Annotated in this window: 9 protein-coding genes; 5 read left to right on the top strand and 4 right to left on the bottom strand. The window is 43.4% G+C overall.

The window, feature by feature from the left end:
* Positions 1-13: 13 nt before the first annotated feature.
* Entirely contained in the window at positions 14-1,303 is a 1,290-nt protein-coding gene (gene shyC / locus QWZ07_RS19260) for a peptidoglycan DD-endopeptidase ShyC (RefSeq protein ID WP_102361881.1), read from the bottom strand.
* A gap of 129 nt (positions 1,304-1,432) precedes the next feature.
* On the opposite strand from shyC, the gene tyrS reads away from it, so the two are divergent.
* Both tyrS and QWZ07_RS19250 read left to right on the top strand, forming a co-directional pair.
* Complete coding sequence (gene tyrS, locus QWZ07_RS19255) at positions 1,433-2,620, top strand: tyrosine--tRNA ligase (protein ID WP_017108750.1); 1,188 nt, start codon at positions 1,433-1,435, stop codon at positions 2,618-2,620.
* 425 nt (positions 2,621-3,045) lie between these two features.
* On the top strand, positions 3,046-3,891 hold the full coding sequence (locus tag QWZ07_RS19250; protein WP_102361882.1) for a magnesium transporter: 846 nt from the start codon (positions 3,046-3,048) through the stop codon (positions 3,889-3,891).
* Between the two features lie 113 nt (positions 3,892-4,004).
* Here the strand turns inward: QWZ07_RS19250 and dacB are convergent, their stop codons facing one another.
* Both dacB and QWZ07_RS19240 read right to left on the bottom strand, forming a co-directional pair.
* Positions 4,005-5,438: a serine-type D-Ala-D-Ala carboxypeptidase gene (gene dacB, locus QWZ07_RS19245; protein WP_192852282.1), complete on the bottom strand. Its 1,434-nt coding sequence runs from the start codon at positions 5,436-5,438 to the stop codon at positions 4,005-4,007.
* A 112-nt stretch (positions 5,439-5,550) separates the two neighbouring features.
* Positions 5,551-6,597 carry a porin gene (locus QWZ07_RS19240; protein WP_123284068.1) on the bottom strand — a complete coding sequence of 349 codons (1,047 nt, stop codon included), beginning with the start codon at positions 6,595-6,597 and terminating at the stop codon, positions 5,551-5,553.
* 513 nt (positions 6,598-7,110) lie between these two features.
* On the opposite strand from QWZ07_RS19240, the gene greA reads away from it, so the two are divergent.
* Positions 7,111-7,584 carry a transcription elongation factor GreA gene (gene greA, locus QWZ07_RS19235; protein ID WP_017084249.1) on the top strand — a complete coding sequence of 158 codons (474 nt, stop codon included), beginning with the start codon at positions 7,111-7,113 and terminating at the stop codon, positions 7,582-7,584.
* A gap of 125 nt (positions 7,585-7,709) precedes the next feature.
* Here the strand turns inward: greA and yhbY are convergent, their stop codons facing one another.
* The gene (yhbY, locus tag QWZ07_RS19230) at positions 7,710-8,006 is read right to left on the bottom strand and encodes a ribosome assembly RNA-binding protein YhbY (protein ID WP_004738252.1); all 297 of its coding nucleotides are present in this window, start codon (positions 8,004-8,006) and stop codon (positions 7,710-7,712) included.
* A gap of 114 nt (positions 8,007-8,120) precedes the next feature.
* Between yhbY and rlmE the strand changes: the two genes are divergently transcribed.
* A complete protein-coding gene (gene rlmE, locus QWZ07_RS19225) occupies positions 8,121-8,750 on the top strand; it encodes a 23S rRNA (uridine(2552)-2'-O)-methyltransferase RlmE (RefSeq protein ID WP_017106934.1) in 630 nt (209 codons plus the stop codon).
* A 107-nt stretch (positions 8,751-8,857) separates the two neighbouring features.
* Positions 8,858-10,828, top strand: coding sequence for an ATP-dependent zinc metalloprotease FtsH (ftsH, locus tag QWZ07_RS19220; protein WP_029223251.1), 1,971 nt, complete (start codon positions 8,858-8,860; stop codon positions 10,826-10,828).
* Positions 10,829-10,855 lie beyond the last annotated feature (27 nt).

Raw genomic sequence — 10,855 nt, 5'->3', positions numbered from 1 at the left:
GGTTGCTAGCAACCTAATTAGTTGCTAACAACTGGCCGTATCGCTCAAGGTTATTCAGTCGAATCTCGGAGTTAGCAATGAAGGTAGCTTTTGCTTTACCTGTTAATGACTTAGATTGTGGCAATTTTACGGTGCGAGCATTCTTATGTACACCATTAACCAAGAATTCATAATGTAAGTGCGGGCCAGTAACACGACCTGTCCCACCCAAAGTACCAATGGTTTGGCCTTGTTTTACGCGCTGACCCGTTTTCACCATGCGTCGCTTCATATGCAGGTACTTGGTGATGTAGGTGTTGCTGTGTCGAATGAACACGTAGTTACCATTGAATTGGTTGTAACCCGACTTTTGAACAATACCGTCACCGGCTGCCCAGATAGGCGTGCCAACAGGAGCTGCGTAGTCAGTACCGCGGTGAGCTCGAACCTTACCGGTTACTGGGTGTCTCCTGGTAGGATTAAAGTTCGATGTTACGCGACGAAAATCAATTGGTGAGCGCAAGAACGCTTTCTTCATTGCTCGACCATTTTCATCGAAGTAGTTGCCGCTCTTATCATCCAATACCGCGGTAAATGAATCGCCTTGGTTTTTGAATACGGCTGCCATGATCTTACCGCGACCAACCACCTCACCTTCAACCACTTTCTCTTGGTATAAGATTTTGAAGCTGTCGTTCTTACGAATATCTAACGCAAAGTCGATATCCCAACCGAAGATACCGGCGAGTTCCATGATTTGGTTTGCGGTTAAACCTGCGCTAACGCCTGCATTCCAGAAGTTAGAGGTAATGTTGGCTTCAGCGTAATTGTATTGGTAGGCAACTTCTTTCTTGTCGATGCTAGAGGTAAACGAATCGCCAGACTTAGTGATTTTGAAGCTTTCAAACGCACTAAGTTGTCGTTTTAACTGAATAAGATCGTTGTTTTCATCAAAACCGAATTGTAATACATCGCCAGGTCTTAGATTAGACAGCTGCTTCTTAATATCGTTATTGGTATTGAGTAGCGTGATCAGCAAGCGGTATGAGAGACCAATACGTTCGAATAAAACAGAGGTGCTTTCGCCAGAACGAACGGTGTATTTCTCCCAATTAAGCACTGCCGTCGGCGGTGCGTCACTTGAGCTAACAAGCGCGGATGCATTGATAGTCAGTGGGTAATGTTTCCCCACCACTAAAGCGCCCGTATCGTCACGTAAACTGCTGACATCGGGGAGTAAGAAGATCGCGACGAAAATTACGGCACTAAAAAATGCGATAAAAGCCCGGTGCAAAATAGGAAGGCGTGCAAAAATAGACAACATGTTCCGGTTCGTTCTGTAAATATTATGAAAATCGACGACGGAATAGTGTAACTGGTTTCAAAATACATCGCTATTCAAGTAAGATGTCTAATTATTATATTTTTGCCAAATCTGTGGGAGTGAACAAGAATGGCGAGTATTGAAGCTGCACTAGCCGAGATCAAACGTGGCGTAGAAGAACTGATTCCAGAAGACGAACTGATTGCTAAATTAAAAGAAGGTCGTCCTTTACGCATTAAGCTGGGTGCCGATCCAACAGCTCCAGATATCCACCTAGGCCATACGGTTATCTTTAACAAGCTTCGTGCTTTCCAAGAGCTTGGTCATGAAGTGACATTCCTTATTGGTGATTTCACTGCAATGGTTGGTGACCCATCAGGTAAGAACTCAACGCGTCCACCGCTAAGCCGTGAAGACGTATTGAAGAATGCTGAAACTTACAAAGAGCAAGTATTCAAGATTCTAGATCCTGCGAAAACGCAAATTCGTTTCAACTCTGAGTGGTTATCTGAGCTTGGTGCTGAAGGTATGATTCGTCTTGCTTCTAACCAAACTGTGGCTCGTATGCTTGAGCGTGATGACTTTAAAAAGCGTTACGCTGGTGGCCAACCGATCGCAATCCACGAATTCATGTACCCACTTCTTCAAGGTCACGACTCTGTTGCACTCGAGAGCGATGTTGAGCTTGGCGGTACTGACCAGAAGTTTAACCTTCTAATGGGTCGTGAACTGCAAAAAGCTGCAGGTCAAAAACCACAAGCGGTACTAATGATGCCACTACTTGTTGGTTTAGACGGCGTTAAGAAGATGTCTAAGTCTGCGCATAACTACATCGGTATCAGCGAAGCACCAAGCGAAATGTTTGGTAAGATCATGTCTATCTCTGACGATCTAATGTGGAGCTACTACGAGCTACTGTCTTTCCGTCCACTTGAAGAAGTTGCGGAACTGAAAGCTGGCGTTGATGCAGGTAAGAACCCGCGTGACGTTAAAGTTCTACTGGCTAAAGAGATCATTGCTCGTTTCCACAGTGAAGCCGATGCTGAAGCAGCTGAGCAAGAGTTCGTTAACCGTTTTGCTAAGAACCAAGTGCCAGATGAAATGCCTGAATTCGAATTCGAAGCAGGTCTACCAATCGCTAACGTTCTAAAAGAAGCAGGTCTTGTAAACTCTACTTCTGATGCGATGCGTATGATCAAGCAAGGCGCGGCTAAGCTTGAAGGCGAGAAGATTGAAGACAGCAGATTCGTACCTGAAGCAGGTACTGCAGTTTACCAAGTAGGTAAGCGTAAGTTTGCTCGTATTACTATTAAGTAATAACGTACATCAATAATTGAACAAAAGGCATCCACGGATGCCTTTTTTATTGACACAAAGTTGACGAAGTTTTTGAACGTGCATTGCTACACTGTGCGCGCTGTCATATTGACAGTAATTCTGGAGATTTTTATGAACAATACCGACCATCCTCCTAGTTTGAATGGAGAAGAATAACCTGTCTCGGTATTGATCTATTGTCCTGCCGTTCAGGTAGGGTATCTTTGTTTTTCCCCCTCATTCTTTTCCACACACTAGATTCTAACAAGTAGACACATTAGCGCTTTAAGCTATTGATATACTAACTTTAAGCTTTTGGTGCGCCTAGCTATACGCTCTTGATATACGAGTTATATATTCTTGGTGTACTCGCTATAGGCTATTTGTTTTGATGGTCGTTACCTTTGCCAATCGGGAGATTCGCCATGACGGTAATGAACAACAATTTTTTATCTATTGAAGCTCTGTACTCAGAGAAAGACATCCAAGCTGTATCTAATGCCTTTCAACAGTACGGACGTGAGCAACAAATTAACCTTTTGAACAGAATGCCGCTTGAAGATGCGGTGTTAGTACTTGGGCAATGCTCTCTTAGTACGATTCAGACTTTACTTAGTGAGTTAGAAGAGCAGGGCTTTGAGAAGCGCTCTCGACATCTAGCTCACCAACTAGGGCTGATCTACTCAGAGGTTGAACCGCAGCAAGGTTACCTTTCAACGGGAGTGCTTAGCCACGTTAGGCAGCGTATCGGTTGGATCATTGCCTTAGCGCTGCTGGGTATTGTCTCTGGGCTTATCATTGCTCAGTATGAAGATATCCTTAGCCAGCTAGTACTTCTTGCGATTTATATGCCGGTAATCGCCGCTGCGGGTGGTAATACAGGGACACAGGCTGCGACTTTGGTCATCAGAGCTTTAGCCACAGGGGAATTGAAGAAACGCCAGTGGGCGAACGTTCTTTGGAAAGAATTTAGAGTCGCAATTTGCTTAGCACTTGCGATTGCTTTGGTGATGATAGGCCGCATATTACTGTTCAGTGACAACCAATCAACGGGTGGTTACGACATTAATATGATTGCTTACGCGATTGCTGTTGCTCTGTTTATTCAAGTGACAATATCAACCGTGCTAGGCGCTGGATTGCCGATTGTTGCTCGGTTATTTAAGTTAGATCCTGCGGTGTTGGTGAGCCCTGTTCTCGCTTCGATAGTGGATATTTCAGGGATGTGGATTTACTTCACGGTAGTGAACTCATTCCTAGGAATCGCTTAAAAGCTTATAACAAATAACTAAAATACACCTGATAAACAAAAATGGCGCTGAAGATTTAAGATCTTCAGCGCCATTTTTTATTGTTTAAGTAGAAGCTTACACAGAGCTGAACGTTACTTAGGTTTGCCTTGTGTTTGACTGAATTCAACTACATCTGTGTAGAAAGCACGTTCAAACTGGGTAATTGGTGCTTCGACTGGTTTGTCTGGATCTTGCTCTTCCGGGAAGTAATCTCGGACAAACTGTACGAACAGAGAGTTTGGATTGCCCGCTTTGTCTAAACCAAAACCTGCCATGTTGTAGCTACCGTACAACGAACCACTCTTTGCAATAATATTGCCTTGGATCGGTGCCTTTCTCATGCTTTGACGGTATTTGAGCGTGCCATCAGTGCCTGATGTTGGCATTGCCTCAATTAGGTTGAGCTGTTGGTCGTTTTCCCAGATATAACGAAGCACCTGTGCCATGGTCTGCGATCTCATTCGGTTATTTCTCGATAACCCTGAGCCATCGACTAATTGCGCTTTGCTGAGGTCAATATTAGCCTTGGTCAGCAGTATCTGTTTTATTGCTTCAGTGCCGTTATTGAAGCTGCCCGGCTGAACATAAAATGTCGCACCCAACGTTTTAGTTAGGTTATCTGCGATAAGGTTATCCGACTTCTTCAGCATGATATCGAGCAGTTCAGGAAGCTTTTCAGAATGGTGACTCGCGACTAACGTAGTTTTGTCTGCTTTAGCTTTTTTACCCACAATCACATTGCCTTTAACTTGGATTTTCAGCTCTTTAAGAAGCGATGTCACGACTTGATAGGTATAAAGCTCTGGATTTTGAATCGCGAACTTGAGCGGCAGTGGTTTCTTACGTTCAACTAAGCAACCAGAGAGCTTGTAAGCGTTGTCTGGAGTCGTTATGAGCTCTAAGTCGCATTGTGTTGCCTTCTGCCCTGAGCGAGTTACAGTGGCAGTTGTGGTTGTCACGTCTATTGGGTAATGAGCTGGGATATATACGCGTGTCGAACCATTATCTTTTGTATAAATAGAGGCTTGTGCACAGTTGCTGTCTAAAGTCATCGCACTAGAAGGCGCACTGTAACAAACGCCTAGAATGTCCCAAGGCCAACCAACTGCTCGTTGATAGCCTGTATAAGCCGAGTTATCGAGGTATAAATTGCCTTTGATGGTTTTAGATTGCGACTTAGCGTATTGAGCTAAAAGACTTTTTAGATGTTCTCGTTGTAGCGTTGAGTCACCGCTGAATGAGATCACAACATCCCTATTAGAACGGGCAATGCTGGTTGTGTAGTGAAAGTCATCCCCCAATTCCAACTTGGCTGCCAAAGCCGTAACCAGTTTTAAAGTGCTGGCTGGTGGGTAAAAGCCATCACTGTTGGTATTCATTTCATTTGAACTGCCACTTAAAGATTCTAAGATCAAACTTGTGCTGCTGCCGTTTGGCAGTTTATCTAAAGGGGCGTATGCAAAAGCGTTAATTGAGAAAACGCTAATGAAAAAACTACATAGAAGTAGAGTGGATAGAAGGCGCATAGAAGATTTTCTTGGATGGCTGATTTTTTCAGTATACAGATATAAAAAACGCCCGCTAGATAGCGGGCGTTTTGATTCTCAATTAACTAATTAATCAATTAGGTAACCAGAATTAGAAGTCGTAACGTAGACCTAGAGCTAGCTCGTCTTCAGCATCTGCTTTAGATGCAGTACCGTTACCAAAACCTACAGTACCAATAGTGTCATTTTCACTGATTAGGTTGAAGTTGTACGAGATGTACGTACGGAAGTTCGGCTTGAAGTAGTAAGTCGCATCGATTGCAACGTTGTCAGCTGAAGTTTCACCGTCAGTTTCTGCGTTGTTGTACGTTAGTGTGAATGCAGTCTTGTCTAGTGTGTAAGCTGTAGCGAATTCGTAACCAGTGTAATCACCGTTTCTCTTCGCAAGCTCACCGTCTGTGAACGTACCAGCAAAGTATAGCGCTTCAGTGCGGTAAGATGCAGCAAGCATGTACTCGTTTTCTACGTCTTGATCAGCGTAACCAGCACCTAGTTTAAAGCCTGTATCACCGATTGAGTAGATACCAGATAGAGAGTAGCCATCTTCGTTGTTGTCTGAGTAACCGCCGTCAACTGAATCTGTACGGTCTGCGAAGCGGTAGCTTGCTTTTACTGCTAGGTCTTGAAATTCGCCTTTGTAAGAAAGCATGTTGTCAGTACGGTCTGCTGCAGCAATTTTGTATGCTGCTGAGTTACCGTGGTAAGACATGATATCCGTGAAGTCTGTGATTACGCCTAGCGCGCCGTCGTTCTTACCGTATGTTACTTCACCGAATGCACCGCCGATACCAGCGTAAGTGTAACGGTGGTCAATATCGCTACCAGAAGTTGTGTCGCCGTCAACAACTACTTTGTTGTCAGCTGTAGTGTATTCACCTTCGTAGAAACCAACACCGTATAGGCCGTCTTGGATTTCAACTTTACCTAGGAAGTTTAGACGTACACGAGAGTTGTCTTGTGCTTTGCCGTCTTTTAGAGATAGACGAGCTTCCGCACGACCACCGATCTCTAAAGAAGTGCCGTTTGAGCTGTATACAGAAGTACCGTCGATACCACCAGCTTGTTTACCGTCCGCTGCCACTGCGTTAGTAGCAAGAGCTGCAGCAGATACAGCAAGCGCGATCATAGTCTTGTTCATGTTATTAATTCCTAATTACTGTCCATAGAAGTTTTATCAAGGATTTGAACCCTTTTGTGTATTGCCTGTATTAATCAGGCTTCATAATCATGATTAGAACAGAAGTCTGAAAAATGCCAGTGCAATCCATGGGTTACTTTTTACCTCTAAAGTTCCATTGTTAGTTAGTAAAATGATATAAAACTAAAAAATGAACACTGTTTTATTATATTTATTGTTGCTTAACTATCTGTTTTAAAGTGGTTTTTATAAAAGTGTGATCTGTATTTATTTTGTTTGTTTTTTGTTTTTTTAGGTATTTATTTCTGAGCTTATTGATGGGGAGGTTATTATTCATTTTTGTGATGTCTGTAATTTAGACCTAGATAAAGCTTTTATAACGCAAAGTGGAATAAAGGTGATTTAGCCATAAAGTTTGTTTACACTAAGCCAAATCGTTTTGTTTCTATCACCCAATAACTATATTGGGTGGATTTATGTTGGCCAAAGAAAGCTTTGGCATAGAGGTAAAAAATGGAAAAGGTTCCAATGACAGTACGTGGCGCTCAGCAGCTACGTGACGAATTAGATCGCCTACTTAAGCTACGTCCTATTATTTCAGCAGCTATTGGTGAAGCACGTGAACTCGGTGACTTGAAAGAGAATGCTGAATATCACGCCGCTCGTGAAGAGCAGGGTATCTGTGAAGCTCAAATTCGAGATATCGAATACAAGCTATCGCTAGCTCAGATCATCGACGTAACTCAAATGGATAACACGGGTAAGGTTATCTTTGGTACTACCGTAACTTTGATTGACGTAGATACTGATGAAGAGTTCCGTTACCAAATCGTTTCTGAAGATGAAGCTGAAATCAAAACTGGCCGCATTTCGGTGAAATCACCGATCGCTCGTGGTCTTATTGGTAAGATGGAAGGTGACGAGGTTATTATCTCTACACCTGGCGGGGATAAAGACTTCGAAATCGACAAAGTAGAATACATCTAATTGAATTTACTTTGGTTCTAATAAGTAAAAAGGTCGCTAATGCGACCTTTTTCGTTTCTCACGCTACACTAAAAGATAAGCACAGTGGCTTTCTGATTGCGGAGCTAGTTTGATGTCAAACTAACTTATTTGCGTGGAATCTCGATTTTACGTGCTTCAGACTGACGGAACAGTACAAGAACTTTACCGATAGTTTGTACTTTCTCAGCTTTAGTTTCACGTACAATTGCATCGATAATCAGTTGCTTAGTCTCACGGTCTTCTGATGCTACTTTAATCTTGATCAGTTCGTGGTGGTCTAGAGCTAATTCGATTTCCGCTAGAACAGCTTCAGTAAGTCCATTTGCGCCCATTAGCACTACAGGTTTTAAACTGTGAGCTAGGCCCTTTAGATGCTGCTTTTGTTTGGTACTTAGGTTCATTACGCGGCCAATTTTCTTTAGTATTAGGGTTGAAAAAACCTATTTTAACGCCATCTAATGCTGAAGACTATAATTTATTCAGCAATTAGTACTTTCCTCCAATTTAGGTATCCAATGAGTAAACAGAAACACTCGGCCAGTTCAGGCCGTTGGTTGAAGGAACACTTCGACGACAAGTACGCAAATGAGGCGAGAAAGAAAGGCTATCGTTCACGTGCTTATTTCAAAATGGAAGAGATTCAAGCGAAAGATAAATTGTTGTCTCCTGCGATGACTGTTGTGGATTTGGGTGCAGCTCCTGGTGGTTGGTCTCAATATGCTGCTAAGATTATTGGTGACAGTGGACAAATCATTGCGTGTGACTTGTTACCTATGGACCCAATCGCTGGAGTGAGCTTTTTACAAGGTGATTTCCGCGAAGAAGCAGTATTGGAAGCGTTGTTAGATCGTATTCAACCTAATATGGTTGATGTGGTTATGTCTGACATGGCTCCTAACATTGCAGGAAATAACTCAGTAGACCAACCAAGAGCTATGTACTTGGTTGAATTAGCTTTGGATATGTGTCGACAAGTTCTAGCTACCAATGGTAGTTTTGTTGTTAAAGTATTCCAAGGCGAAGGGTTTGACCAATACGTTAAAGATGTCCGTGAGATGTTTAAGACGGTTAAGGTCAGAAAACCCGACTCTTCTCGAGCTCGTTCTCGTGAAGTGTTTATCGTAGCCACTGGTTACAAAGGTTAACGATTCTGTTCGATTTTGAACCGTTAACAATATAGCTACAGGTAACAAACTGTAGTACCCTACCTTTAATTACAATTAGTTATCGAGAGGCTGACACCTTGAGTGACATGGCAAAAAATTTAATTCTGTGGCTAGTTATCGCTGTAGTGCTTATGTCTGTATTCCAGAGCTTCGGCCCTGGTGAAAGTAATGGCAGAGCAGTTGATTACACCACGTTTGTACAGGAAGTTGGCCAAGGCCAGATTCAAGACGCACAGTTCAATAACAGTGAAATCTCTTTCACCCGTCGTGGTGGTGGTGCTAAGTATGTAACTTACATGCCTGTTTATGATCAGAAGCTACTTGATGACTTAATTAACCAAAACGTGAAAGTTCAGGGCACACCACCTGAAGAGCAGAGCCTGCTTGGCACTATCTTCATCTCTTGGTTCCCAATGATCTTACTGATTGGTGTGTGGATTTTCTTCATGCGTCAAATGCAAGGCGGCGGCGGCGGTAAAGGCGCAATGTCGTTTGGTAAGAGCAAAGCTCGAATGATGAGCGAAGAACAAATCAAAACGATGTTTGCTGATGTTGCTGGTTGTGACGAAGCAAAAGAAGACGTTAAAGAACTTGTTGACTACCTTCGTGACCCAAGTCGTTTCCAAAAGCTAGGTGGTAAGATCCCTACAGGTATCCTGTTAGTTGGTCCTCCTGGTACTGGTAAGACATTGCTTGCAAAAGCGATTGCGGGTGAAGCGAAAGTACCGTTCTTTACTATCTCTGGTTCTGACTTCGTAGAAATGTTCGTTGGTGTTGGTGCATCTCGTGTGCGTGACATGTTCGAACAAGCGAAGAAAGCCGCACCATGTATCATCTTTATCGATGAAATCGATGCAGTAGGTCGTCAACGTGGCGCTGGTGTTGGTGGTGGTCACGATGAACGTGAGCAAACACTGAACCAAATGCTGGTTGAGATGGATGGTTTCGAAGGTAACGAAGGTATTATTGTTATCGCTGCGACTAACCGTCCAGACGTACTTGACCCAGCACTACTTCGTCCAGGTCGTTTTGACCGTCAAGTTGTGGTTGGTCTGCCTGATGTACGCGGTCGTGAACAGATTCTTAAAGTACACATGCGTAAAGTTCCATTGTCAGGCGATGTTGAACCATCTCTGATTGCTCGTGGTACTCCAGGTTTCTCTGGTGCAGATCTTGCGAACCTTGTTAACGAAGCGGCTCTATTCGCTGCTCGCGGAAACAAACGCAATGTATCTATGGTTGAGTTTGAACTTGCGAAAGATAAGATCATGATGGGTGCAGAGCGCCGTTCAATGGTTATGTCTGAAGAAGTGAAAGAATCAACGGCTTATCACGAAGCGGGACACGCGATTGTTGGTCGTTTGGTACCTGAACACGATCCAGTGTACAAAGTATCAATCATCCCTCGTGGTCGTGCACTTGGTGTGACGATGTATCTACCAGAGCAAGATCGCGTAAGCATGTCTCGCCAACATCTAGAGTCAATGATTTCTAGCTTGTATGGTGGTCGTCTTGCTGAAGAGCTTATCTACGGTAAAGATAATGTTTCGACTGGTGCGTCTAACGATATCGAACGTGCAACAGATATTGCTCGTAAGATGGTTACGCAATGGGGCTTCTCTGAGAAATTGGGTCCTCTTCTTTATGCTGAAGAAGAAGGCGAAGTTTTCCTAGGTCGCGGCATGAGCCAAGCGAAGCATGTGTCTGACGATACAACTCGACTTATCGATGAAGAAATTCGTATTCTTATCGACCGCAACTACGCTCGAGCTAAGCAAATCCTAGAAGATAATATGGATTTGATGCACTCGATGAAAGATGCGCTTATGAAGTACGAAACGATCGATGCGGGTCAGATTGATGACCTCATGGAACGTAAGACTGATATTCGTGAGCCTGCTGGTTGGGGTGACCAGGCAAAAGCAGAACCTGCAAAGGAAGAAGCTAAGCCTGAAGCTGAGGTTAAACCTGAAGCTAAAGCCGAACCAAAAGCTGAAGAGTCGAAAGTTGAAGAAGCTAAATCTGAATCAGATGATGCTCAAAACAAAGATTCTTAATCGCTAAGCTGTTAATTAAAACCCTGA

Origin of the sequence: Vibrio lentus, from assembly GCF_030409755.1 — a bacterium.
Classification (GTDB): domain Bacteria; phylum Pseudomonadota; class Gammaproteobacteria; order Enterobacterales; family Vibrionaceae; genus Vibrio; species Vibrio lentus.
Note: the sequence above shows the minus strand (reverse complement) of the source record. Positions and strands in the feature narration are given on the sequence as shown.

Bases quoted from the DNA above. Each gene is read 5' to 3' on its own strand.
- greA (WP_017084249.1), top strand. From the start codon at position 7,111: ATGGAAAAGGTTCCAATGACAGTACGTGGCGCTCAGCAGCTACGTGAC.
- ftsH (WP_029223251.1), top strand. From the start codon at position 8,858: ATGGCAAAAAATTTAATTCTGTGGCTAGTTATCGCTGTAGTGCTTATG.
- QWZ07_RS19240 (WP_123284068.1), bottom strand. From the start codon at position 6,597: ATGAACAAGACTATGATCGCGCTTGCTGTATCTGCTGCAGCTCTTGCT.
- tyrS (WP_017108750.1), top strand. From the start codon at position 1,433: ATGGCGAGTATTGAAGCTGCACTAGCCGAGATCAAACGTGGCGTAGAA.
- yhbY (WP_004738252.1), bottom strand. From the start codon at position 8,006: ATGAACCTAAGTACCAAACAAAAGCAGCATCTAAAGGGCCTAGCTCAC.
- rlmE (WP_017106934.1), top strand. From the start codon at position 8,121: ATGAGTAAACAGAAACACTCGGCCAGTTCAGGCCGTTGGTTGAAGGAA.
- QWZ07_RS19250 (WP_102361882.1), top strand. From the start codon at position 3,046: ATGACGGTAATGAACAACAATTTTTTATCTATTGAAGCTCTGTACTCA.
- shyC (WP_102361881.1), bottom strand. From the start codon at position 1,303: ATGTTGTCTATTTTTGCACGCCTTCCTATTTTGCACCGGGCTTTTATC.
- dacB (WP_192852282.1), bottom strand. From the start codon at position 5,438: ATGCGCCTTCTATCCACTCTACTTCTATGTAGTTTTTTCATTAGCGTT.